22 protein-coding genes and 1 pseudogene are annotated in these 24,611 nt (G+C 71.9%); 21 read left to right on the top strand and 2 right to left on the bottom strand.

All coding sequences use genetic code 11. The features are described 5' to 3' along the window. The first annotated feature begins 195 nt into the window (after window positions 1-195). The 3 genes from ffh to ftsH all read left to right on the top strand — a co-directional run bounded on the left by ffh (window position 196) and on the right by ftsH (window position 4,535). Window positions 196-1,761, top strand: coding sequence for a signal recognition particle protein (gene ffh, locus BI06_RS16120; RefSeq protein ID WP_030396732.1), 1,566 nt, complete (start codon window positions 196-198; stop codon window positions 1,759-1,761). A gap of 137 nt (window positions 1,762-1,898) precedes the next feature. Beyond that, window positions 1,899-2,438, top strand: a complete 540-nt coding sequence (locus BI06_RS16115; RefSeq protein ID WP_037781671.1) for a GNAT family N-acetyltransferase — start codon at window positions 1,899-1,901, stop codon at window positions 2,436-2,438. A 177-nt stretch (window positions 2,439-2,615) separates the two neighbouring features. Further along, window positions 2,616-4,535, top strand: coding sequence for an ATP-dependent zinc metalloprotease FtsH (gene ftsH / locus BI06_RS16110; RefSeq protein WP_043468759.1), 1,920 nt, complete (start codon window positions 2,616-2,618; stop codon window positions 4,533-4,535). Window positions 4,536-4,658: 123 nt separating this feature from the next. Here ftsH and BI06_RS16105 read toward each other — a convergent pair whose 3' ends face one another. Then, complete coding sequence (locus BI06_RS16105) at window positions 4,659-5,459, bottom strand: class I SAM-dependent methyltransferase (RefSeq protein ID WP_037781673.1); 801 nt, start codon at window positions 5,457-5,459, stop codon at window positions 4,659-4,661. Between the two features lie 220 nt (window positions 5,460-5,679). Between BI06_RS16105 and proS the strand changes: the two genes are divergently transcribed. From proS to BI06_RS55170, 18 genes and pseudogenes are all read left to right on the top strand, one after another. After that, the gene (gene proS / locus BI06_RS16100; protein ID WP_030396736.1) at window positions 5,680-7,092 is read left to right on the top strand and encodes a proline--tRNA ligase; all 1,413 of its coding nucleotides are present in this window, start codon (window positions 5,680-5,682) and stop codon (window positions 7,090-7,092) included. 532 nt (window positions 7,093-7,624) lie between these two features. Next, window positions 7,625-8,203 (top strand): hypothetical protein, encoded by a 579-nt coding sequence (locus BI06_RS16095; RefSeq protein WP_030396737.1) that lies wholly within the window; start codon window positions 7,625-7,627, stop codon window positions 8,201-8,203. A gap of 513 nt (window positions 8,204-8,716) precedes the next feature. Then, window positions 8,717-9,139, top strand: a complete 423-nt coding sequence (rpsP, locus tag BI06_RS16090; protein ID WP_030396738.1) for a 30S ribosomal protein S16 — start codon at window positions 8,717-8,719, stop codon at window positions 9,137-9,139. 2 nt (window positions 9,140-9,141) lie between these two features. Beyond that, the gene (locus BI06_RS16085; protein ID WP_030056773.1) at window positions 9,142-9,381 is read left to right on the top strand and encodes an RNA-binding protein; all 240 of its coding nucleotides are present in this window, start codon (window positions 9,142-9,144) and stop codon (window positions 9,379-9,381) included. 132 nt (window positions 9,382-9,513) lie between these two features. Further along, the gene (rimM, locus tag BI06_RS16080) at window positions 9,514-10,152 is read left to right on the top strand and encodes a ribosome maturation factor RimM (RefSeq protein WP_030396739.1); all 639 of its coding nucleotides are present in this window, start codon (window positions 9,514-9,516) and stop codon (window positions 10,150-10,152) included. A gap of 119 nt (window positions 10,153-10,271) precedes the next feature. Beyond that, window positions 10,272-11,090 (top strand): tRNA (guanosine(37)-N1)-methyltransferase TrmD, encoded by an 819-nt coding sequence (gene trmD / locus BI06_RS16075; RefSeq protein WP_030396740.1) that lies wholly within the window; start codon window positions 10,272-10,274, stop codon window positions 11,088-11,090. Window positions 11,091-11,244: 154 nt separating this feature from the next. After that, on the top strand, window positions 11,245-11,595 hold the full coding sequence (gene rplS / locus BI06_RS16070) for a 50S ribosomal protein L19 (protein WP_030396741.1): 351 nt from the start codon (window positions 11,245-11,247) through the stop codon (window positions 11,593-11,595). A 78-nt stretch (window positions 11,596-11,673) separates the two neighbouring features. Then, window positions 11,674-12,630 carry a signal peptidase I gene (lepB, locus tag BI06_RS16065; protein WP_063794976.1) on the top strand — a complete coding sequence of 319 codons (957 nt, stop codon included), beginning with the start codon at window positions 11,674-11,676 and terminating at the stop codon, window positions 12,628-12,630. Window positions 12,631-12,826: 196 nt separating this feature from the next. Beyond that, the gene (lepB, locus tag BI06_RS16060) at window positions 12,827-13,672 is read left to right on the top strand and encodes a signal peptidase I (RefSeq protein ID WP_369826130.1); all 846 of its coding nucleotides are present in this window, start codon (window positions 12,827-12,829) and stop codon (window positions 13,670-13,672) included. Window positions 13,673-13,911: 239 nt separating this feature from the next. After that, the gene (lepB, locus tag BI06_RS16055; RefSeq protein WP_030396744.1) at window positions 13,912-14,919 is read left to right on the top strand and encodes a signal peptidase I; all 1,008 of its coding nucleotides are present in this window, start codon (window positions 13,912-13,914) and stop codon (window positions 14,917-14,919) included. 148 nt (window positions 14,920-15,067) lie between these two features. Further along, the gene (lepB, locus tag BI06_RS16050) at window positions 15,068-15,817 is read left to right on the top strand and encodes a signal peptidase I (RefSeq protein WP_082558509.1); all 750 of its coding nucleotides are present in this window, start codon (window positions 15,068-15,070) and stop codon (window positions 15,815-15,817) included. Between the two features lie 118 nt (window positions 15,818-15,935). Then, complete coding sequence (locus BI06_RS16045; RefSeq protein WP_043468754.1) at window positions 15,936-16,409, top strand: NUDIX hydrolase; 474 nt, start codon at window positions 15,936-15,938, stop codon at window positions 16,407-16,409. 55 nt (window positions 16,410-16,464) lie between these two features. Then, window positions 16,465-16,791 (top strand): DUF2469 domain-containing protein, encoded by a 327-nt coding sequence (locus BI06_RS16040; protein ID WP_030056781.1) that lies wholly within the window; start codon window positions 16,465-16,467, stop codon window positions 16,789-16,791. 351 nt (window positions 16,792-17,142) lie between these two features. Then, a complete protein-coding gene (locus BI06_RS16035; protein ID WP_030396747.1) occupies window positions 17,143-17,598 on the top strand; it encodes a YraN family protein in 456 nt (151 codons plus the stop codon). Next, window positions 17,599-19,191 (top strand): annotated as a pseudogene (locus tag BI06_RS16030) (YifB family Mg chelatase-like AAA ATPase); the annotation flags it as partial. It abuts the gene before it with no gap. 266 nt (window positions 19,192-19,457) lie between these two features. Continuing rightward, window positions 19,458-20,363 (top strand): DNA-processing protein DprA, encoded by a 906-nt coding sequence (locus BI06_RS46365; RefSeq protein ID WP_082558507.1) that lies wholly within the window; start codon window positions 19,458-19,460, stop codon window positions 20,361-20,363. Then, window positions 20,254-21,453 (top strand): site-specific integrase, encoded by a 1,200-nt coding sequence (locus BI06_RS16020; protein ID WP_082558155.1) that lies wholly within the window; start codon window positions 20,254-20,256, stop codon window positions 21,451-21,453. Before BI06_RS46365 ends, BI06_RS16020 begins: the two co-directional genes overlap by 110 nt. Then, entirely contained in the window at window positions 21,446-23,956 is a 2,511-nt protein-coding gene (locus tag BI06_RS55170) for a site-specific integrase (protein WP_304440867.1), read from the top strand. Before BI06_RS16020 ends, BI06_RS55170 begins: the two co-directional genes overlap by 8 nt. 74 nt (window positions 23,957-24,030) lie before the next feature. On the opposite strand, the gene BI06_RS16010 is transcribed toward BI06_RS55170, so the two are convergent. Next, window positions 24,031-24,429 carry a DUF4399 domain-containing protein gene (locus tag BI06_RS16010; protein WP_043463557.1) on the bottom strand — a complete coding sequence of 133 codons (399 nt, stop codon included), beginning with the start codon at window positions 24,427-24,429 and terminating at the stop codon, window positions 24,031-24,033. Window positions 24,430-24,611: the final 182 nt, after the last annotated feature.

Here is a 24,611-nt window from a genome sequence, read left to right as displayed (position 1 = left end):
CGCGGCGGGCCGTCCGCTCTCCGCCGAGCGGGCCGGGGAGGTGGCGGCGGCGGTGCGCGAGGCCCTGGGCTGAGCGGCTCCTGCGGGGCCGCCGGAGTTCCCCCGAACCCGGGTGGAGACCGTCCGCGGACCGGCCGGATACCCTTGGGGGCGACGACCGTACTCAGACCGATGCCGTAGAGGACCCGCGACGACGTGTTCGACACCCTTTCCGATCGCCTCGCAGCGACGTTCAAGAACCTCCGGGGCAAGGGCCGCCTGAGCGAGGCGGACATCGACGCCACCACCCGCGAGATCCGCATCGCGCTGCTGGAGGCGGATGTCGCGCTGCCGGTCGTCCGGGCCTTCATCAAGCGGGTCAAGGAGCGCGCGCTCGGCTCCGAGGTCTCCGGTGCGCTGAACCCGGCGCAGCAGATCATCAAGATCGTCAACGAGGAGCTCGTCGCCATTCTCGGCGGCGAGACCCGCCGGGTGCGGTTCGCCAAGAGCGGCCCGACGGTGATCATGCTCGCGGGCCTCCAGGGTGCCGGCAAGACCACCCTCGCGGGCAAGCTCGGCCACTGGCTGAAGAAGCAGAAGCACACCCCGCTGCTGGTCGCCTGCGACCTCCAGCGCCCCAACGCCGTCAACCAGCTGCAGGTCGTCGCCGAGCGCGCCGACGTCGCGTTCTACGGACCGCAGCCGGGCAACGGCGTCGGCGACCCGGTCCAGGTGGCCCGGGACTCGATCGAGTACGCCAAGCAGAAGCAGTACGACGTCGTCATCGTCGACACCGCCGGCCGCCTCGGCATCGACGCCGAGCTGATGCAGCAGGCCGCCGACATCCGGGCCGCGGTGAACCCGGACGAGGTCCTGTTCGTCGTCGACGCGATGATCGGCCAGGACGCGGTCACCACCGCGCAGGCCTTCCTCGACGGTGTCGACTTCACCGGCGTGGTGCTCTCCAAGCTCGACGGCGACGCCCGCGGCGGTGCCGCGCTCTCGGTCGCGCACGTCACCGGCCGCCAGATCATGTTCGCCTCCAACGGCGAGAAGGTCGACGACTTCGACGCCTTCCACCCGGACCGGATGGCCTCGCGCATCCTGGGCATGGGTGACGTCCTCTCGCTGATCGAGAAGGCCGAGCAGACCTTCTCGCAGGCCGAGGCCGAGAAGATCGCCGCCAAGCTGCGCGGCGGCCCGAAGGCCTTCACGCTGGACGACTTCCTGTCGCAGCTGGAGCAGGTCCAGAAGATGGGCTCGATCTCCAAGCTGCTGGGGATGCTGCCCGGGATGGGTCAGATCCGCGACCAGATCAACAACATCGACGACAAGGACGTCAACCGCGTCGGCGCCATCATCAAGTCGATGACCCCGGCCGAGCGGGCCGAGCCCGAGCTGATCAACGGCTCGCGCCGGGCCCGTATCGCCAAGGGTTCTGGCGTCCAGGTCGGCGAGGTGAAGAACCTGGTCGAGCGGTTCTTCGACGCCCGCAAGATGATGTCGGCGATGGCCTCCGGCAAGGGCGTCCCCGGTATGCCGGGCATCCCCGGCATGGGCGGCGGCGGCAAGAAGAGCACCAAGAAGGCCCCGGCCGCCAAGGGCAAGCGCAAGAGCGGCAACCCGCTGAAGCGGGCGCAGGAGGAGGCCGCGGCCGCCGAGCGCCGCGCGCTCGGCCCCGGTGCCGACCAGGCCCCCGCCCAGGGCGGCGCGTTCGGCCTCGGCGCGGGCAAGGGCCCGGCCGACTTCGAGCTGCCCAAGGAGTTCAAGGACCTGCTGTAGTCCGGCCCGGTCCTGCCACGGTCCTCCGACCCGGTTTCCCGCCGCCCGCGGGTCCCGGGGCGAACGGCCCTCCGTCCCGGTCTGCCCGGGGTGGAGGGCCGTTCGCATGCCCGATGGTCATCCGAGATGATGGTCCGATGCGAGTATCGATCAGGGCCCCGCGGGCCGGGGACGAGGTGGCGTACGCCGAGGCGGTCCGGCGGTCCGCCGAGCACATCGGCCGGTGGAACCCGGTCGAGCCGGACGCGCTGCCGGACCTGCTGGAACGCCAGGGGCCGGGTCTGCGGACCTTCCTGATCGTCGACCTGGAGACCGGCGGACTGGTCGGCAAGGTCAATGTCGCCAACATCGTGATGGGCCGCTTCTGCAACGGCTCGCTGGGCTACGACTCGTTCCTGCCGTTCGCCGGCACCGGGCGGATGACCGAGGGGCTGCGGCTGGTGCTGGACACCTGCTTCGCCGGGCACCCGGAGGGCGGTCTCGGGCTGCACCGGCTGGAGATCAACGTCCAGCCGGACAACGGGCGGTCGATCGCGCTCGCCAAGCGGCTGGGCTTCCGGCACGAGGGGTTCACACCGCGGATGCTGTTCCTCCAGGGGGCCTGGCGGGACCACGAGCGGTTCGCGCTGACCTCGGAGGAGTGGCCCGGGTCGGCCGCGGTGGACGAGCGGGGCTGACGGCGGGGCGGTCGGCCGGGTCGGCGGGGCGGTCGGGTCGGCGGGGCGGCCGGGTCGGCGGGGCGGTCGGCCGGGCGTCGGGGAGCGGCCCAGGAGTGCTCCGGGGGTGGGCGGGGAGCGGCCGGGGAGCGGCGTTGCGGTTGGAGGCGCCGAGCGGATGTCCGTATTGTCCGACAGGTGACTGATCCCGTACCGCCGCGCCAGACCCCCGACCAGCCGTGGCGTTCAGAAGGGGCCCCGCCCCCGCCACCCCCGCGCCGCAGGATGCCCGGCGGCTGGACGGGCCTCGTCCTGACCGCGCTCGTGGTGTTCCTGATCAGCGATCTGCTGCTGTCCTTCTTCGGCCCCGGCGGCGCCACCACGATCTCCTACACCGAGTTCAACAACCAGCTGAACAAGGGCAACATCACCAAGATCTACTCCAAGGGCGACGCGATCGAGGGCACCCTCAAGAACGCCGAGCCGAAGCCGGACGGCGGCAAGGGCACCTACACCGAGTTCGACACCCAGCGGCCGGTCTTCGCCGGGGACAACCTCTGGACCACCCTCCAGCAGCAGGGCGTCGAGGTCACCGCGTCGCCGGTCGTCCAGCAGCGCAGCTTCCTCGCCAACCTGCTGCTCTCACTGGCCCCGATGCTGCTGCTGATCCTGGTCTGGGTGCTGCTCGCCCGCCGGATGGCCGGCGGCCTCGGCGGCGGCGCGCTCGGCCGCAAGGCCCCGCCCAAGCCGGTCACCGCCGAGGCCGGCCGGCGCACCACCTTCGCCGACGTGGCCGGCATCGACGAGGTCGAGGCCGAACTCAGCGAGGTGGTCGACTTCCTGAAGAACCCGCAGCAGTACCGCCGGCTCGGCGCCAAGATGCCGCGCGGCGTCCTGCTCAGCGGCCCGCCCGGCACCGGCAAGACCCTGCTGGCCCGGGCCGTCGCGGGCGAGGCGGACGTGCCGTTCTTCTCGGCCTCCGCCTCCGAGTTCATCGAGATGATCGTCGGCGTCGGCGCCAGCCGGGTGCGCGAACTCTTCGCCGAGGCCCGCAAGGTCGCCCCGGCGATCGTCTTCATCGACGAGATCGACACCATCGGCCGGCAGCGCGGCAGCGGCGGCGGGATGGGCGGCCACGACGAGCGCGAGCAGACGCTCAACCAGATCCTCACCGAGATGGACGGCTTCAGCGGCTCCGAGGGCGTCATCGTCATCGCCGCCACCAACCGGGCGGACGTGCTCGACCCGGCCCTGCTGCGCCCCGGCCGCTTCGACCGGCGGATCACCGTCAGCCCGCCGGACCGCGACGGCCGCGCGGCCATCCTGCGGATCCACTCCCGGCACGTCCCGCTGGCCGGCGACGCCGACCTCGGTCAGCTGGCCAAGGTGACCCCCGGCATGACCGGCGCCGAACTGGCCAACCTGGTCAACGAGGCGGCGCTGCTGGCGGTCAAGCGCCGCCAGGACGCGGTGAACGAGCGCGACCTCTCGGACGCGCTGGAGAAGGTCCAGCTGGGCGCCGTCCGACCGCTGGTGATGCCGCAGGCCGAACGCGAGCGGACGGCGTACCACGAGAGCGGCCACGCCCTGCTCGGCATGCTCCAGCCGGGCGCGGACCCGGTCCGCAAGATCACCATCGTGCCGCGCGGCCGCGCCCTCGGGGTCACCCTGTCCACCCCGGAGACCGACCGGTACTCCTACACCGAGCCCTACCTGCGCGGCCGGATCATCGGCGCACTCGGCGGGATGGCGGCCGAGCAGGTGGTCTACGGGGTCATCACCACCGGGGCGGAGAGCGACCTGGAGCAGGTCACCAACATCGCCCGCGGCATGGCCGGCCGGTGGGGCATGAGCGAGCGGGTCGGCCGGCTCACCGCGGTGCCGTCCGACCCGCAGGGGGCGTACGGGCTCTCCGCCGCGCCGACCACGCTGGACGCGGTGGACGAGGAGGCCCGGCGGATCGTCGCGGAGTGCTACGACGAGGCGGTGCGGCTGCTGACCGAGCAGCGGGCCCGGCTGGACGCGCTGGCGGCGGCGCTGCTGGAGGCGGAGACGCTGGACGAGGAGGCGGCCTACCGGGCGGCGGGGGTGCCCCGGAAGACGCTCGACCAGGCCTGAGCCGGGGCCCGGTCGCGGGCGGTCCCGGATCCCGGTTCCCGGGCGGAGGGGCGTGCGTCAAGGTGACGCGCGCCCCTCCGTCGTTGCCGCACTGCGGCCGCCGGGGGCTCGGCAGGGCCGCTGTCAGCGGGGACGTTCGGCGATCAGATAGCGGAAGACGTTCGCCATCCGCACCGTCCCGTCCGCCCGCAGGTAGGGCTGCAGCGCCTCCTCCAGCTCCTTCGCGACCAGCGGCGCCCCGGAGAACTCCGCCGCCGCGTCGTACAGCCCGGTGGAGAGCAGCCCGCGCACGGCACTGTCCAGGTCCGGGTAGGCGAAGGGGCAGCCGACCCGCCCGCCGCCCGCCGGGCGCAGGCCGGTCCCGGCGAGCAGGTCCTCCAGCGCCCCGGGCGGGCTCAGCTCGAACGGGTCGCGCGCGCCGCTGCGCCGGGCCATCCGCCGGGCGACGTCCAGGACGGCCGCGCTCTCGCAGCGCTCCCTGGGTCCCCAGGCGGCCAGCACCACGTGTCCGCCGGGCAGTACCGACCGGGCCGCCGCCGCGACCGTCCGGCGCGGTTCGCCCGCCGGCGGCGGCTGCTCGAAAACGGTGACCAGCGAATAGGCCGAGCGGGCGACATCAGCGGTCGGCGGGTGACCCGCGCCGACCCGCAGACCGCGTCCGCCGGCCAGCGCGCGCAGCTCGCCGTCCCGTTCCAGACCGGTCACCTGGGCGCCCCGTCCGGCCGCCAGCAGCAGGGCGAGACCGGAGCGGCAGCCCAGGCCCAGCACGCTGGTCGCCGGACCCACCTCCAGCCGGTCGTGGACGGCCTCGTAGAGCGGTACCAGCATCCGTTCCTGGATCTCCGCCCAGTCCCGGGCCCGGGCGTTGTCCTGCCCGGTGCCTCGGGGTACTGCGGTCGTGCCGATCACCCCAGCTGAAGCCATCGCGGCCTCCCATCCGGTCTTTCGAGGTGCTGCTCCGAACCCCCCTCGACGTCCCGCCCCACTCCAGCGAACAGCGGCTCGGGCGCGGCGTCCAGAGGGGTGCGGGGTGGTGCGCGCGCGTCGGGGGCGTGCGCCCCGGTGCGGGACACCGAGGACGGTGCCCGGACGGCGGCCCGGAACGGATTCGAAGTCGGGGGCCCGCTCCCCGTACGATTCGCCCATGGCTAAGGCACCCGTTCTCACCCCCCAGGCGGAAGACTTCCCGCGCTGGTACCAGGACCTCATCAACAAGGCCGAGCTGGCCGACAACGGTCCGGTGCGCGGCACCATGGTCATCCGACCGTACGGCTACGGCCTGTGGGAGCGGATGCAGCAGGAGATGGACGCCCGGATCAAGAAGGCGGGTGCCCAGAACGCCTACTTCCCGATGTTCATCCCGCAGTCGTACCTGACCAAGGAGGCCGAGCACGTCGAGGGCTTCGCCCCCGAGCTCGCGGTGGTCACCCACGGCGGTGGCAAGCAGCTGGACGAGCCGGTCGTCGTCCGGCCGACCTCCGAGACCATCATCAACGAGTACTTCTCGAAGTGGGTGCAGAGCCACCGCGACCTGCCCCTGCTAATCAACCAGTGGGCCAACGTGGTCCGTTGGGAGCTGCGTCCGCGCGTCTTCCTGCGCACCACCGAGTTCCTCTGGCAGGAGGGCCACACGGCCCACGCCACCTACGAGGACGCGCGCGACTACGCCTCGATGATCCACACCCAGGTCTACGGCGACTTCATGACCAACGTGCTCGGCATCGACGTCGTGCTCGGCCGCAAGACCGCCAAGGAGCGCTTCGCGGGCGCCATCAACACCCTCACCCTCGAGGGCATGATGGGCGACGGCAAGGCGCTGCAGATGGGCACCAGCCACGAGCTGGGCCAGAACTTCGCCAAGGCGTTCAACACCACCTACCAGCTCCAGGGTGCCGAGCGCGAGTACGTCTGGCAGACCTCCTGGGGCGTCTCGACCCGTATGGTCGGCGGCCTGATCATGTCCCACGGCGACGACAACGGCCTGCGCGTCCCGCCGCGGCTCGCCGCCGTCCAGGCCGTCGTGCTCGCCATCAAGGGCGACGACGCGGTGATCGCCAAGGTCCGTGAGATCGGTGCCGCGCTGGAGGCCGCCGGCATCCGCGTGGTCGTCGACGACCGCACCGACACCCCGTTCGGCCGCCGCGCGGTCGACTGGGAGCTCAAGGGCGTTCCGCTGCGGATCGAGGTCGGCCCGCGCGACCTGGAGAACGGCACGGCCATGCTGGCCCGCCGGATCCCGGGCGGCAAGGAGCCGGTCTCGATCGACTCGCTGGTGTCGATCCTCCCGGGCATCCTGGACGAGGACCAGGCCCTGCTGCTGCGTCAGTCGCGCGAGCGCCGCGAGGCCCGCACGGTGGACGTGACCAACCTGGACGAGGCCGTCGAGGCCGCCGCCACCGGCTGGGGCCGGATCTCCTGGGCCGAGCTGGGCCCGGAGGGCGAGGCCAAGCTGGCCGAGCAGGGCGTTTCGGTCCGCTGCATCGTGGCCGCCGACGGCTCGGTGCCGCAGACGGACGACCAGGACGGCAACATCGCGATCGTCGCGCGCGCCTACTGACCGTTCGGTGGCTTCCGCGGCAGCGTCCGCGATCGCTTCCGGGCGGTGTCCGGGGTGGCGTCCGAGGTGGTGTCCGGGGTGGCTTCCGGTGGTGTCCGCGGCGCTTCCCGTGCGCGAAGGATGTTGCCGTAAAACGATGCCCGGCGACGCGTTCTGACGGTTCTCGACCTTGCCGACAGGAAATTCGAACGTCCGATGAGCGGTGTTGTTCCACGGACGTCTCACCTGTCGACATCCCTACTGGTCGGTCAACTGCCGGTATTAACGGAATAGCGGTACGGTGTACGGCCCGTGGCCCTGTCAACTCGACAGGACCGCGGGCCGTACGTCCTGGGGGCGACAGCCCGTCTCCGGGCGGAATTGACGAGGCGCCCGTCGAGCTCGACGGGGCCCGAACCTGTAGGGGGTTGGTCTTGCGTCAGATCCGGAACGCGCATTTCGCGCGAGGTCGCACATTCCTGAGAGTTTCCTGGGAAATCCCGGGGAACGGGAACACGCGGAACATCAGCTCCTACTCCATCGTTGGTCTAGCGTGAGCACGACACAGCCCCTCGTTCTCGCGGCCGAACTGGCCGCCGCCTGGAGTGACATCCAGGCCTACCACCAGGACCTCCCCGACCTCGCCTCGCCCGAGGCGCTGATCGGCGAGTCCTCCTCGGCCTGTGGCACCCGGCTCGGTTTCGAGCGGCTGCTCCACGAGGCTGCCCACGGTCTGGCCGCGGCCCGGGACATCCGGGACACCTCGCGCGCCGGCCGCTACCACAACCGGCGCTTCCTGCTCCTGGCCTCCGAGCTGGGCCTGGCGCACCCGGTCGAACCGCACGCCAGTAGCGGCTTCTCCCAGGTGACCATGCTCAAGGAGACCCGCGAGCGGTACGCCGACACCATCGAACGCCTGGACCGCGCCCTCGGCGCGCACCAGGAGGCGGTGGCCGGCGAGGGTGCCTCGCGCGCCTTCCGCGGCCCGGCCGCCCGGCACGGCTCCTCCGGGGGCGGCGTCCGGGTGAAGGCGGTCTGCGGCTGCGGGCGCAACGTCCGGGTCGTCCCGTCGGTGCTCGCCCAGGCGTCCATCGTCTGCGGCGCGTGCCAGCAGCCGTTCAAGATCGCGTAACGCGGGTCGCGTCACGCGAGCGGTGCAACGCGCGTCGCGCAGTCCGGGTCGAGTGATCCGGGTCGCGCAGTTCACGTGATTGCGCAGTTCGGGAAGTTCCGGGACTCGGGGAGACCTGAGGCCCGGGGAACCAGGAGAGCCGGCCGGCGACTGTGCGGGCAGTGGTTCGGCCGCAGTGACGAACGGTGACCGCAAGGGGATCCGCAGGGGGTCTGCGGATGTCCGCGGGCGATCGGCCGACAGTCGGCCGGTGGTCCGGGAGGCGGTCCACCGCGATCCGCCAGGGAGGTGCGCCGCGAAGGCGCACGTGTTGGGCTGACCGGGAGCGGGGGCTCCCGGTCGACCTGTTTTCGGGGGTAGGGCGCCCTTGTGGCAGAATGGACCGCTGAGTACCCGGCAGCCGGGCAGGACCCCTCTCTCCTACGGCTGGCGTGTCCCTTGAACGGCCCACCACGCAACCCCACGCGAGGGCAGGGCCGCTCACCCACGTCAACACCAGGAGAATCCACTCCCGTGGCAGTCAAGATCAAGCTGAAGCGTCTCGGCAAGATTCGCTCCCCGCACTACCGCATCATCGTCGCCGACGCCCGCACCAAGCGTGACGGCCGTGCGATCGAGGAGATCGGCCTCTACCAGCCGACCTACAACCCCTCGAAGATCGAGGTCGACAGCGACCGCGCCCAGTACTGGCTGTCCGTCGGTGCCCAGCCGACCGAGCCCGTGCTCGCGATCCTGAAGCTGACCGGCGACTGGCAGAAGTTCAAGGGCCTGCCGGCCCCGGCGCCGCTGCTGGTTGCCGAGCCGAAGGTCGAGGACTTCTCGCACCTGTTCGCCAAGGCCGTCGCCGGCTTCGAGGACGCCACCACCGGTGTCGCCATCACCCCGAAGGCCAAGAAGTCGGACAAGGCCGAGGCCGACGCCGACGCCGAGGCCTGAGCGTGATCGAGGATGCCCTCGACCACTTGGTGAAGGGCATTGTCGAGCACCCCGACGAGGTGCAGGTGCGCTCGCGCAACCTGCGTCGGGGCAACACCATCGAGGTGCGGGTGCACCCCGATGACCTCGGCAAGGTGATCGGCCGGGGCGGTCGTACGGCTCGTGCTCTGCGCACGGTCGTCGGCGCCCTCGGCGGTCGCAACGTCCGGGTCGACCTGGTCGACGTGGACAACATTCGCTGATCCGGCTGCTCGTTCAGCCGTCAGGGTTTCGAGGCCGGCCGGGACGCATGTCGTCCCGGCCGGCTTTCGCCGTTCCGGCGGCAAATCCGTAACTTCGCAACTCCGCAGCACTCATCCAGGAGAACGATCACCGTGCAGCTCGTCGTCGGCAAGATCGGCCGCGCCCACGGCATCAAGGGGGACGTCAGCGTCGAGGTCCGCACCGACGAGCCCGAGCTCCGGCTCGGGCCCGGTGCCGTCCTGTTCACCGACCCGGCCTCCGCGGGTCCGCTGACCGTCGAGTCGGGCAAGGTCCACAGCGGGCGGCTGCTGCTGCGGTTCGCCGGCGTCAAGGACCGCAACGCCGCCGAGGAGCTGCGGGGCACGATCCTGATCGCCGAGGTGGACCCGGAGGAGCGTCCGGACGACCCGGAGGAGTACTACGACCACCAGCTGATCGGCCTGGACGTCGTCCTGCTCGACGGCACCCTGGTCGGTGAGCTCACCGAGGTGGTCCACCTGCCGTACCAGGACCTGCTCACGGTGCGGAAGCCGGACGGTACGGAGGCACTGGTGCCCTTCGTCACCCGGATCGTGCCGACCATCGACCTGGAGAACCAGCGCGCGGTGATCGACCCGCCGGTCGGGCTGATCGACCTGGGCCAGGCCGAGGTCGCGGCCGGTGACGGCACTGGTGACGGTGCTGCTGGTGACGGCGCTGGTGACGGCGCCGAGGCCGGTGCCGGTGACGACGCTGCTGCCGACGCCGGTGACGCGGAGGAATCGCGTTGAGCACCGAGGAAGGCGCGGCGGCCGTGACGGCGGACGCGGGGGAGCCTGTGGGCGTGTCCGCGGAGTCGTCCGCGGAGTCGTCCGCGGTGTCGTCCGAGCGGCCCTCCGTGCGGGACGGGATGCGGATCGACGTCGTGTCGATCTTCCCCGAGTACCTGGAGCCGCTGAACATCTCGCTGGTCGGCAAGGCCCGCGCCCGCGGCCAGCTCGACGTGCACGTCCACGACCTGCGGGACTGGACGCACGACGTGCACCGGACCGTCGACGACAGTCCGTACGGCGGCGGCCCCGGCATGGTGATGAAGCCCGAGCCGTGGGGCGAGGCCCTGGACGCGGTGCTCGGCCAGGGGCCGGAGGGCGAGGTGCCGACCCTGGTGGTGCCCACCCCCAGCGGCCGGCCGTTCACCCAGGAACTCGCGCAGGAGCTGGCCGGCCGGCCCTGGCTGGCGTTCACCCCGGCCCGGTACGAGGGCATCGACCGGCGGGTCATCGAGGAGGCGGCCACCCGGATGCCGGTGGTCGAGGCGTCGATCGGCGACTATGTGCTGGCCGGCGGCGAGGTCGCGGTGCTGGTCATGGTCGAGGCGATCGCCCGGCTGCTGCCCGGCGTGCTCGGCAACGCCGAGTCCCACCGGGACGACTCCTTCGCGCCCGGCGCGATGGCCGACCTGCTGGAGGGGCCCGTCTACACCAAGCCCGCCGAGTGGCGCGGCCGCACCGTGCCGGACGTCCTGCTGAGCGGGAACCACGGCCGGATCGCCCGCTGGCGCCGCGAGCAGGCCTTCGCCCGCACGCTGGCGAACCGGGCGGACCTGGTGGCGCGCTGGCGGCACGCGGACTTCGACAAGAAGGACCGCGAGGCGCTCAGCGTGCTCGGCCTGGCCTGGGACGAGCACCTCGGCCGATTTCGGTCCGCGGCCGATGGTGTGGAAGAATAGGCCGCTGCTGTCTGTCGCTGGGCTCCTCCCGTAGGGGTCACGTGGTCCGTCGCCCCCGCCACGGGGGGCTCGTCGGTAACCGGTGCGGCCCGCAGCGAACCCCATTTGTGACGACTTCCGTGGGCGGCCCGTGGCGCCTGCGATGGAGAGCAACATGAGCAACAAGCTCGCTGCTGTCGACGCGGCTTCGCTGCGTAGCGACATTCCGGCCTTTCGCGCCGGTGACACCCTGAAGGTTCACGTCCGGGTCATCGAGGGCAACCGCTCCCGTGTCCAGGTCTTCCAGGGCGTCGTCATCCGCCGTCACGGCGCCGGCATCGGTGAGACCTTCACCGTTCGCAAGGTCAGCTTCAACGTCGGTGTCGAGCGCACCTTCCCGGTGCACACCCCGATCGTCGAGAAGATCGAGGTCGTGACCCGCGGTGCGGTTCGCCGCGCCAAGCTGTACTACCTGCGTGACCTCCGCGGCAAGGCCGCGAAGATCAAGGAGAAGCGCGACCGCTGATCCACCGGCCCCCGGCACCGCCGGGGGATCGGGATAGCTCTGGGGGGCCGAGCTGCCGCACGGTAGGCTCAGCCCCCGATGAGCACGCACGAACCACCCGCGGACCGCGACGGCCGTCCCGCACCCACCGGTGCGGACTCGCCGACGCGGTCCGCGGTCGTTTCCGCGCCCGACGCCAGGGTGGCGCCCGACGCGGGGGAGGCGGTCGACCGGGGGCCGCAGGACGGCCCGGGCGCCGCAGGTCCGTCGGGCGCCTCGGACGGGCTGGACGGTCTGGGCGGCTCGGACCGCGCGGCCGACGGGGCCGACGCGGACGGCGGGGCCACTGCGGACGAGGACCCGGGGGAGGGCGGGCGCTCGCGCTCGCGCTCGCGCGAGCTGTTGCTGCTCACCGGTATCTGCCTGTTCGTACTGCTGCTGGTGAACGCCTTCGTGGCGCGCCCGTTCTCGGTGCCCTCCGAATCGATGGAGAACACCCTGCGCCCGGGTGACCGCCTGATCGTGAACAAGCTCTCCTACGCCTTCGGCGGCCATCCGCGCCGCGGCGACGTGGTCGTCTTCGACGGCACCGGCTCCTTTCTGCGCAAGCCCCTCGAACCCGCGGGCCTCGGGACCTCGCTGCGCTCCTTCGGCCGGGAGGTCGGACTGGTCCCGGCCGGTGACTCCGTCTACGTGAAGCGGGTCGTCGGCATCGGCGGCGACCGTGTCACCAGCGCCGGCCCGGGCCACCCGATCACCGTCAACGGTGTGCCGGTCGACGAGTCCGGCTTGCTCTTCCCGGGGGACGAGCCGTCCAATGTGGCCTTCGACGTGGTGGTGCCGCCCGGCAAGCTCTGGGTGATGGGCGACCACCGCAGTGCCTCCCGCGACTCCCGCGACCACCTCGGCGAACCGGGGGGCGGCTTCGTCCCGGAGTCCAAGGTGATCGGGCGGGCCGCCTGGGTGGTCTACCCGGTCGGACACTGGGCCGACCTGGACCGGCCGGACGCCTACGCCGCTGCAGAAGGGACGGGCGGCCATGGGGAGCAGGGGTAGGGGGCGGCTCGCCGACCGCCCGGACGCCGGCTCCGAGCCCTCGGCCGGAGCCGGCTCCGGCTCCGGGACGGTGGGCGGGTCCGGGACGGAAGCCGGGGCCGGGGAGCCCACCTGGGCCGGGACGGGGACCGGGCCGGGGGAGGCCGGCGGATCGGTGGGCACTGCCGACGCAGCCGACGCAGCCGATGCCCCGGTGGTGCGCGGCCGCGCCGAGCGCCGCCGCACCGCTCGCAGGGCGGCCCGTCGCCGCAGGCGCTCCCATCTGCGGGAGATCCCGCTGATCATCGTGGTGGCGCTGGTCGTCGCGCTGGTGATGAAGACCTTTCTGGTGCAGGTCTTCGTGATCCCCTCGGGATCGATGGAGCAGACGATCCTGATCGGGGACCGGGTTCTGGTCGACAAGTTCACTCCCTGGTTCGGCGCCGAGCCGGAGCGCGGCGAGGTCGTGGTGTTCAAGGACCCGGGCGGCTGGCTGGAGAACCAGCACGGGGCGTCGACGGACGGTGCGCTCCTGCGCGGGGCCAAGCAGGTGCTGACCTTCGTCGGACTGCTGCCCTCCGACAGCGAGCAGGACCTCATCAAGCGGGTGATCGGGGTCGGCGGCGACACGGTCGAGTGCTGCGACGAGCAGGGCAGGCTCCTCCTCAACGGCAAGCCCCTGGACGAGCCCTACCTCGCGTCGGGCAATCCGCCGTCGCGGCAGCCGTTCAAGGTGAAGGTGCCGCCGGGGCGGCTCTGGGTGATGGGCGACCACCGGGACGTCTCCGCCGACTCCCGTTTCCACATGGGAAATCCGGGCCAGGGCACGATTCCGGTGAGCGGCGTGCTGGGGCGGGCGTTCATGATCGCCTGGCCGGTCGGCCGGGTTCATCAACTTGATGTGCCGGTTTCACTCTCCTCGGTGGCGCGGGGTCCGACGGACCCCGGAACTGCGCGGAACGCGGTGGGTGTTGACCCGATCCCTGAGGAACCTCCGCTCGTTATGGGTGTGTTGGGCATCCTTCCGCTCGTCGGCCGCCGGGTGGGACGACCCAGGCTGTAGGCCCGGCCGGGCCGGTGGACGGTCGGAACGCGCGCGTGGGACCGCGAGCCGGATGTCCGGGAGTGATAGAGAAGTGCTGGGTGCGGCCGTTGCGACGAGCCGCGCCCGACGGCTGTGCCGGTGTCGGACACCCCGCAGGGGCGGTTCCGGCGGGCGCGGCCGATCGTGGAACGTGGTGCCCGCTGTGCGGCACTGTGAGCGCGGACGCGCAGGCGTCCGCACAGCAGGGAGGAGACGTTGTGGGGGATTTGGTGATCGGCGCCCGCTCGGGCGCCGGAGAGCCCGAGGGTGTCGGCGGCCGGGCGGCCCGGTCCGCGGATGCCGCGGCGCCTACGGCCTCGGCCGAGGACGCGGCGGCCCATTCCGCGGACGAACACGGCGACGGCACGGACGACGTCTCGAAGCCCACCCCGGACAGCACCGAGCCGGCGGGCGGCACCGAGGACCAGCCGGAGCGGAAGGAGCGCAAGCCGCGGTCGTTCTGGAAGGAACTGCCGATCCTCATCGGCATCGCCCTCGTGCTGGCGCTCGTGATCAAGACGTTCTTCGTCCAGGCGTTCTCCATTCCGTCGGAGTCGATGCAGAACACGCTCCAGGTCGGTGACCGGGTCCTGGTGGACAAGCTCACCCCGTGGTTCGGCGCCGAGCCGGAGCGCGGCGAGGTCGTGGTGTTCCACGACCCGGGCGGCTGGCTGGCGGACGAGCCCACCAACGAGAGCAGCAACTCCTTCGTCCGGGGCGTCCAGAACGTGCTGAGCTTCGTCGGCCTGATGCCGTCCGACAACGAGAAGGACCTCATCAAGCGCGTCATCGCGGTCGGCGGGGACACCGTCGAGTGCGAGGGCGAGGGCCCGGTGAAGGTCAACGGGATCGCGCTCAACGAGCCTTACGTCTATCCCGGCAACACCCCCTGCGGGACCAAGCCCTTCGGTCCGGTGAAGGTGCCGGACGGCCGGATCTGGGTGATGGGCGACCACCGCGCCGACTCGCTCGACTCGCGCTTCCACATGGACCAGCCGGGTGGCGGCACAGTCCCGGTGGACGATGTGATCGGGCGTGCCTTCGTGGTGGCCTGGCCGATCAACCGCTGGGCGACGCTGCCGGTGCCGGACACCTTCGACCAGAAGGGGCTTGCGGCGGCGGCCCTGCCCGCGATTCCGGCCGCGGCCGGTGCCGTGGGCGCCGTCGCACTGCTCCCGCTGGTCCGCCGGCGGTGGAACGGGACGGACCGCGACGACCGGTCCTGACGACGGCCGGGGGCGCCCGGGTCTTGCGCGGGCCGTGGTACCGACGAGTAATCTGCTCGGACGTGCCACGGCCCGCCGGGTTTTCCGCCCGTCGTCCCGGCGCGGCGCCGTGGGCGTTTCCGGGTCGGTCTGGGTTTGGACGGTATCGATGAGCAGTGTCGTGGAACGCGCGACCGACAATCCGCCGATCGCTGCCCGCCGCCGGCGCGAACCCGCGGCCGTGGCCCAGGGAGTACTGCTCGGCCTCGGGCTGGTCCTGCTGATCGGCGGCTTCGCGGTGATCGCCGTGAGTTACCGGCCCTACAACATCCCGACCGCCTCGATGGCGCCCACCCTCCAGGCCCAGGACACCGTCCTGGCCAGGAAGTCCGACGGCTCGGACATCGGGCGGGGCGACGTGGTGGTCTTCCGCGACCAGGCCTGGGGCGGCGAGCTCATGGTCAAGCGCGTGGTCGCGGTCGGAGGGGACACCGTCGCGGTCGGCGAGGGCGACCGGCGGCTGACCGTGAACGGCAAGCCGGTGGACGAGCCCTACCTCGCCGGCACAGATGCCCAGGGCGCCTCCTTCAATGTGGAGGTGCCGCCCGGCCGGCTCTTCCTGCTCGGTGACAACCGGCTCGGCTCGCTCGACTCCCGGGTGCACCTGGAGACGGACGGCGGGACCGTCCCGGCCACCGAGGTGCAGGCCAGGGTGGAGGCCACCGTGCTGCCGTTCGGCCGGATGGCGCTGCTGAGCGGCACCTCGGCGTTCGACGCGATCGACGGGCACCGGCCGGCGGGCCCGGGGCCGCTGGAGCCCGCGTTCTGGGCGAGCGTCGTAGGCGCGGCGACGATCGTCGTGACCTCGACGGTGGGCGGTGCGGTGGGCCTGGCGCGCCGCCGTCGCCGCACCGCCTGACCCCGGCCGGTGCCGCCCGCGCCGGGACCGCTCTGCCGAACCTCGCCCCGGACGACCGCGCCGGGTGGCAGGATCGGGGGAACGACCGGGGCGGACGGAGGGAGCGTGGAGGCTCGTCATGGCGGCACAGCGGCGCAGGGCCTCGCGGATCCTGCTGCTCGACGGGCAGGACCGACTGCTGCTCTTCCACGGCTCGGACCCGGCGACGCCCGGCGTCACCTGGTGGTTCACCCCCGGCGGGGGACTGGAGCCGGGGGAGAACGTCCGGGACGCCGCCGAGCGGGAGCTGGTGGAGGAGACCGGGTTGCGCGGCGTGGAGCTGGGACCGGTGGTCGCGTACGGCAATGCTTCGTTCTCCTATCAGGGGCAGCGGTTCGAGCAGGAACAGTGGTTCCACCTGGCCCGGACGACCCGGACGGGGCTGGACCACTCGGGCATGGGCGAGGACGAACACGCCCAGTTGCTCGCGGCGCGCTGGTGGACGGTCGAGGAATTGCGGTCCACCTCCGAGACGGTCTATCCGGTCGGACTGGTGGACTTTCTGGAGCGGCTGTTGACCGAGGGGCCGCCGGTCGCCCCGGTACGGCTCTGAGGGTGAGTGCGGTGGTCCACAATGGGTGGACGTGACAAGTTGAGGGGACGCCTGGATGAGTGCCGAAGATCTCGAAAAGTACGAGACCGAGATGGAGCTCAAGCTCTACCGGGAGTACCGGGACGTCGTCGGCCTGTTCAAGTACGTGATCGAGACCGAGCGACGGTTCTACCTCACCAATGACTACGAGCTGCAGGTGCACTCGGTACAGGGCGAGGTCTTCTTCGAGGTGTCGATGGCGGATGCGTGGGTCTGGGACATGTACCGGCCGGCCCGGTTCGTCCGCAAGGTCCGGGTGCTGACCTTCAAGGACGTGAACATCGAGGAACTCGCGAAGAGCGATCTGGAGCTGCCCTCGGACGAGTCCGGCTTCGGGAACTGACGTTGGACCGCCCGGTCCTCGGATGTCCAGGGGAATTTCGGATATTCCGGAATTCTCACTCCCGTGGGTGACAGGAGTTATCCACAGGCCCGGGTTTTCCACAGGAAATAACAACCCTCTGGTCCGCTTCCGGATCGCACGGCAGCCTCCCCGTCGGAGGTGGTCACCGTGCAGGACATCGAGCGCGCCACGCGCCAGCAGACCGAGAAGGCCCGGCGGGACGGGCAGTCACGCCGACGGGCGGCACGCGCCCCGGCGGGAGGTCCTGCGGGAGGCCCGCCCCCGCAGGCCGACCCGGGCTCCGTCACGCCCGCATCCGCTCCGACCGAGCCCGCCCCGCCCGTAACGGCCCTGCCCGCGCCCGCCGGGGTCGGACCGGCGAGGCTCGGCAACACCGGCCTCGGCCGCTACGGCGAGAGCGTGGCCGCCCGCCGGCTCGCCGAGGAGGGGCTGCGCATCCTCGACCGCAACTGGCGGTGCGTGGAGGGCGAGCTGGACATCGTCGCCCTCGACGGCGACACGGTGGCGGTCTGCGAGGTCAAGACCCGCTCCGAGCGGAGCTTCCAGCAGCCCAGCGAGGCCATCGACCACATCAAGGCGGACCGGCTGCGCCGCCTGGCCGAGCGCTGGATGTCCGAGCGCTGGCCCGGCCACTTCGCCCGGCTGGCGGGGCCCGAGTACCGGCCCGGCCCCACCGACCCGCCATGGGCGCCCGTCCCGCCGGGCGGCGTCCGGATCGACCTCGTCGCCGTCATCAACCGGGTCCGCGGCGCGGCCACGGTCGACCACCTGCGGGGGGTGGTCTAGATGGCCTTCGCCCGGACGTGTTCCGTGGCCCTGGTCGGGGTCGACGGGGTGATTGTCGAGGTCCAGGCCGACCTGGAGCCCGGGGTGGCGGCGTTCACCCTGGTCGGCCTGCCCGACAAGGCGCTCTCCGAGGCCCGCGACCGGGTCCGCGCGGCGGTCGTGAACAGCGGCGAGGCCTGGCCGCAGCGCAAACTGACCGTAGGACTGAGCCCGGCGTCGGTGCCCAAGAGCGGCAGCGGCTTCGACCTCGCCGTGGCCTGCGCCGTACTGGCCGCGGCCGAACGGCTCGACCCCTCGGCGATCGCCGACCTGCTGCTCATCGGGGAGCTGGGGCTGGACGGGCGGGTGCGTCCGGTCCGCGGGATCCTCCCGTCGGTGCTGGCGGCCGCCGACGCCGGCTACGAGCGGGTGGTGGTCGCCGATCAGACGGCCGCCGAGGCCGAGCTGGTCCCCGGAGTGAGCGTGATCGGCGTGCGCAGCCTGCGCCAGCTGATCGCCGTGCTCACCGGCGCCCCCGAGCCGGAGGAGCCCCCCGACCGCCTCGTCGGGCGCCCCGACCCGCTGATGGCGGGCCTCATGCTCCCCAGCGCCGGGGTGCGCGGCCTGCCCGACGAGGCAGCCGCCCGGATGGACCTCGCCGACGTGGCCGGACAGTACGAGGCCCGCCGGGCCCTGGAGATCGCCGCCGCCGGCGGTCACCACCTCTACCTCAAGGGCCCGCCGGGCGCGGGCAAGACGATGCTGGCGGAGCGGCTGCCGGCGCTGCTCCCGAGGCTGACCCAGAAGGAAGCGCTGGAGGTCACCGCGGTCCACTCCGTCGCCGGCCTGCTCCCGGCCGGCCGGCCGCTGATCGACCGCGCGCCCTACTGCTCCCCGCACCACTCGACCACCATGCCCGCCATCGTCGGCGGCGGCAGCGGCCTGCCGAGACCGGGTGCGGTCTCGCTGGCCCACCGAGGGGTCCTGTTCCTCGACGAAGCGCCCGAGTTCCCCGTCCGGGTCCTGGACGCGCTTCGCCAACCGCTCGAAGCCGGCGAGGTGGTGATCGCGCGGTCCGCCGGATCGCTCCGGCTGCCCGCCCGCTTCCTGCTCTGTCTGGCAGCCAACCCCTGTCCGTGCGGGCGCCACTCGCGGCGGGGCGAGGGGTGCGAGTGCACGCCCGCCATGGTCAGCCGCTACCAGGGCAGGCTGTCCGGCCCACTGCTCGACCGGGTCGACCTCCAGGTCCAGGTCGCCCCGGTGACCAGGGCCGAGCTGATGCAGCGCGACACCTCGGCGGAGACCACCGAGGTCGTCGCGGCCCGCGTACTGGCGGCGCGGGAGCGCGCGGCGGCCAGGCTCGCGGGCACACCGTGGCGGACCAACGCCGAGGTCCCCGGACACGAGCTGCGCACCCGCTGGCAGCTGGCGCCGGGCGCGCTGAACGACGCGGCGCGCCAGCTGGAGCGGGGACTGCTGACCGCCCGGGGTCTGGACCGGGTGCTGCGGGTCGCCTGGACCGTCGCCGACCTCGCCGGCCGGGACCGCCCCGAACAGCGCGACATCCGGACTGCCCTCGTGCTGCGCACCGGGGTGGAACAGGGGCTTCCACTGACGGAGCAGTTCTTCCGCAGTCCGAGGCCCGCCGCCGACCGCCCGGACCGTGCCGACGACCCCGACCGGTCCGACGACCTCGCCGAGAACCTGACGGGCGACCGTTCCGGCGACGGGTCGGACGAGCGGCCGGAGGAGCGACCTCAGGAGTCACCGGACGCCCGGGCCGGACGCCGTCCCACCCGCTCCCGGTCCGCCCGCCGCCCGCCCAAACCCACCCCCACCGAGAAGCCCGAGAAGCCCGAGAAGCCCGAGGGGAGCGGCACATGAGTCTCACCGCGAACAACCTCCCGCAGCACCCGCCCACCGATCCGGCAGCCGTCCCCGAGCCGGGGCCGCAGGCCCGGTCCCGGCCCGAGCCGGAGCGCCTCGCCAGGGCTGCGCTCAGCCGGCTCGGCGAACCGGGGGACGCCACGCTCGGCCGCTGGCTCGCCCGCCTCGACGCACTGGACGTCGTACGGGCGATCCGGGGCGACGCCCCGGCCGAGCAGCTGGGCGTGGACAGCGCCAGACTGGCGGCCTTCCGGGCCCGGGCGGTCGACCTCGATCCGGTCGCCGATCTGGAGCGGGTGCGCGCGGTCGGCGGGCGCTTCATCATTCCGGGCGACACCGAGTGGCCGAGCCAGCTGGACGACCTCGGGGAGGGTCGGCCCACCGGGCTCTGGGTGCTCGGGACGGGGTCGCTGCGCCTGCTCGCCCTGCGATCGGTCGCGGTGGTCGGGGCCCGGGCCTGCACGGCGTACGGTGCGCACGTCGCCGGTGATCTCGCCGCACAGCTCGCCGAGCGCGGCTGGGTGGTCGTGTCCGGCGGCGCCTACGGGATCGACGCGGCCGCCCACCGGGGCGCGCTGGCGGTCGGCGGTCCGACGGTCGGTGTCCTGGCCTGCGGGGTGGACGTGGCCTACCCGCGGGGCAACACCGCGCTGATCCGCCGGATCGCCGAACAGGGACTGCTGGTGAGCGAGCTTCCGCCGGGGGAGCACCCGACCAGGTTCCGGTGTGTTAACTGCACTAACCGCTTCCGATCATGGAGCGACACGCTCTCCACCTGCAAGGAACGTTGTGCAGCAAGACCTCCACCGCCAGCTGATCGAGGGGCGGGCCAATGTGCCCCGGATCGGGTCCGTCACCAAGATCGAGTCCATACCCGGGTACGCCGTCCTGGACGCTGACGGCAACGTCGTCGCCCCGGTCGCCCCATACCTGCTCGGCCTGGTCCTAGACGACAACCGGCCGCTGACCGCCAAGAGCTACGCCTATGACCTGCTGAGATGGTTCCGGGTGCTCTGGCACCTCGATGTCGACTGGGACCGCGCGACCGAGGCCGAAACCACCGCGATGGTCGGCTGGCTGCGCGTCGCCCCGAACCCGCAGCGCCGCCGCAGCAACCCCGACTCCCCGCCGCCCGGGTCGGTGAACCCGCGCACCGGCAAGCCCTACCTCAAGGCCGGCTACGCGCCCACCACCATCAACCACTGCCTGACCGTCGTCAGCAGCTTCTACGCCTACCACCGGCACTACAACCGAGGCCCGCTGGTCAACCCGGTCCCGGAGTCGGCGCCGGTGCGCCGGACCGCGCCCAGCAAGAGCCCGGACAGCCCGCGCACGCCGTTCCGCCGCTCACGCCTTCGCCAGAAGGTCCCCAAGACCGCTCCGCGCTCGATCCCCGACTCGCTCTGGGACGAGTTCTTCGGGGCGATGACCTGCGACCGGGACCGCGCCGCCGTCCTGCTCTACGTCTCCAGCGGCGCCCGCGCCAGCGAACTGCTCGGCGTCCGGCCCTGCGACATCGACTGGGCCAAGCAGCTGTTCTGGGTCGTCACCAAGGGCACCGACGACCGCGAACAGGTCCCGGCCAGCCCCCAGGCCCTCATCATCCTGGCCGCCTACCTCGACACGATCGGCCTGCCGCCGGCCACCGAGCCGGTCCTGCGCACCCGCCGGGGCCCGGACCGGCCGCTGACCTACTGGGCGATGCGCCGGGTGATCCAGCGCGCCAACGAGAAGCTCGGCACGAACTGGACCTTGCATGACCTGCGGCACACCGCCGCCAAGCGCATGGCCAACGACCCCAGCCTCACTCTCGCCCAGGTCCGCGCGATCCTGCGGCACTCCGACTTGGCCACCACCGGCATCTACCTGAACGAGCGCGTCGAGGACCTCTTCGACGCCCTCCAGGCCCACTACAACCGGCCCCGCGTCCAGCGGACCTTCGCCCCCGGCTACGACCCTGAGGACATGAAGGCGGTGTTCGGTGGCTAACCGCGGAGTCCTCGCCGAGACCTACACCACCCGCAACCGGCGCCAGAACTACGACGAGATGCCGCGCACGCCGGAGCCGACGCGCTTCACCAGCGCCATGGTCAAGGCCGCCCCGGCACCCCGGCCCGACAAGCCCCCGGCCCCGGTCGGCGACTGGTCGACCGCCGGCACGGAAGAGGTCGCCGACTTGGTCCGCGACATCAGCCCGACCCGCACCCGGCACGGAGCAATCAAGCTCGCAGCCGGCGTCCGGGTGCTGTTCGGCCACCTTGAGACCCTGCCCGGCGCCACCTGGCAGGAGCGCTGGGAGAACAGCGGCTTCAACGTCGAGAAGGCCCCGCCGGTCAACATCCTGGGCCGTCCCGGGATCGGTTACGACGGCAGCAACGCGACGGCGGCGCTCAGGGCGGTGTTCTCCGCCCGGATCATCCAGCCCTCACTGGCCGGATTCCGGGCCAACCGGTTCGCCGGCTACCCCGAGACGTTCCGGAAGATCCAGAACGACCCCCTCGTCGACGCCTACTACGCGGCCGTCGACGCCCAGCTCCAGATCAGCGAGGTCCACCGCAACCGGGCCAAGTTCGACGTCGCCTGCGCGCTCACCACCCAGGGAATCGACCTGGCCGACCTGACCCCGTCCGCGCTGCTGCACTATTCGCTGGAGTGCAAGCGCCTGGGGGTGACGCCGGGCGCCAACAACGACACCACCCGCTTCTCCGCGCTCGCCGCCTGGGAGATCCTCCACAAGATCGGCCACTTCCCGGCCGGCACCGCGCCCACCCTGCGGACGTTCATCTACAACGGCCAGCGCACCGTCGAGGAACTCGTCGGCCGCTACCGCTTCGCCAACGCCGACGTCCGCCAGCTCCTGGTCGACTACCTCACCCGCCGCCGGGCCGACACCGACTACAACACCCTGGAGGGCCTCGCCCGCAACATCGCCGGGCAGTTCTGGGACGTCGTCGAGGAGCTCAACCCCGGCCAGAAGGACCTGGCCCTCAGCCCGGAGCTCTACGACCAGTGGCGGGCGGAGATCCAGTACTGGCGCAAGAACGGCCGCACCGACTACACCCGTCGGCGCAAGGATGTCGCCTCCGTCCTGCTGGCCGTCCGCGGTCTCTACATGGACCTGCACAGCTGGGCCGTCGCCGAGCCCGAACGCTGGGCCCACTGGGTCGCGCCCTGCCCGATCCTGCCCCGCGACCTCAAGGGCTTCGGCAAACGCCGACGTGACGTCAACCGGCGCATGGCCGACCGCACCCGCGTCCGCCAGCCCCTGCTGCCCGTCCTGGTCCGCCACCTGGAGGACCGGTTCGAGCACCTGGCCGGCCTGCTGGACGCCGCCCGCACTCTCCCGCTCGGCCAGACGTTCACCCACAACGGCCACCGCTACAGCCGCTCCGACTCCCGCGAGGACCGGCGCCGCGCGAAGATCCTGACCGATCCAGCCGTCCGCGTCGTCGACCACGCCACCGGCGAGACGATCAACCTCACCCTCGTTGAGGACGCCGCGTTCTGGGAGTGGGCCGCCGTCGAAGTGCTCCGGCACAGCGGCATCCGGGTCGAGGAGCTCACCGAGCTCACCCACCTGAGCATCCGTCAATACGAGCGCCCCAACGGCGAGGTCATCGCCCTGCTGGTCGTCGCCCCGTCCAAGAGCGAACGCGAGCGGGTCATCCCAATGTCTGCCGAGCTGTTCCACGTCATCGCCCAGATCATCCGCCGCCACACCAGGGGCGGTCGGCCCATCCAGCTCCTCACCCGCTACGACGGGCACGAGAAGACCTGGTCAGAGCCCATGCCGTTCCTCTTCCAGCGCCGACTGGGGACGGTCTTGAACGTCATCTCGCCGGCCACCGTCCTGCACATGATCGGCCGCAGCTGCGAGGAAATCGCCGCCACCAACCCCGCGTTCGAGGACACCAAGTTCACCCCGCACGACTTCCGCCGACTGTTCGCCACCGAGATCGTCAACGGCGGACTGCCGATCCACATCGGCGCCGCCCTGCTCGGCCACCTCAACCTGCAGACCACCCAGGGCTATGTCGCGGTCTTCGCCGAAGACGTCGTGAAGTCGTTCCAGGAGTTCCTCAACAACCGCCGGTCCATGCGGCCGGAGGAGGAGTACGCCGACGTCACGGCGGAGGAGTGGGCGGAGTTCGAGGAGCACTTCGACCGGCGCAAGGTCGAGCTCGGCAACTGCGCGCGCCCCTACGGATCGCCCTGCCAGCACGAACACGCCTGCATCCGCTGCCCCGTCCTGCAGGTCAACCCCAAGATGCTGCCCCGCCTCGCGGAGATCGAGACAGACCTCATCCTGCGGCGCAAGCGCGCCGAGGAAGAGCAGTGGCTCGGGGAGATCGAGGGCATCGACCTGACCCTGACCTTCGTCCGCGCCAAGCAAGCCGACGCCGCCCGCCTCACCCGCCGAACCACCGTCACGCTCGGCATGCCCACCAGCCGACCGGGCTCCACCCCACCGGATGTCACCATGAGCAACTGACAGATCGCGAAGTGCGCTCTTCAAATGCGCTGGGCCCCGCCCTTCGGGCGGGGCCCAGCCACGAAGCCGCTGCGTCAGGCGACGGTGACGGTGATCTCACTGGAGATGCTCGGCTTGAACGGCACGTGGTACTGATCGACGATTTCCGCGCGAAGCGTGTGCTGCCCGGGGGCGAGCACGAATTCCGCCGTCGTCTCGGCCTTGCTGAGGTTGACGACAGCGGGGGTGGCGAGGACGGCGCCCGGCTCGACACGCGAGGTCGGGACCGGCTGGTCACTGCGGAAGGCCGGAGCGTCGATCGCCACCACCAGGTGACCGGTGTGTGGCGTCTGATCGCCCGCAGGCTTGAGCCCCATGCCCTCGACGCCGAGCTTGACGGTGAACGTCTTCTCGACCGTTGCCCCGGCAGCGGGCGAGACGAAGAAGACCTGAGCGCCCTCCGGGGCCTGCCGCGATTTCAGTGCATCCACCATCAGATGTTTCCGACCTTCCCTCATGGGCCGGCGTGGTCGCCGGCGATCACTCACGACTCATCGTGGCGACCATCGGCGCGAACAAGCAGGGAAGGTCTCGATCTTCACCCGTTGGGGTGAATTTGTATCGTTCGGCTTGCGCACCCCCTCCTCTCAGCGGACTGAAGCACACCTTGACTTAG

Origin of the sequence: Kitasatospora sp. MBT66 (assembly GCF_000710405.2) — a bacterium.
Taxonomy (GTDB): Bacteria; Actinomycetota; Actinomycetes; order Streptomycetales; family Streptomycetaceae; genus Kitasatospora; species Kitasatospora purpeofusca.
The sequence above is the reverse complement of the archived record's forward strand: the minus strand, read 5'-3'. Positions and strand labels throughout refer to the sequence as shown.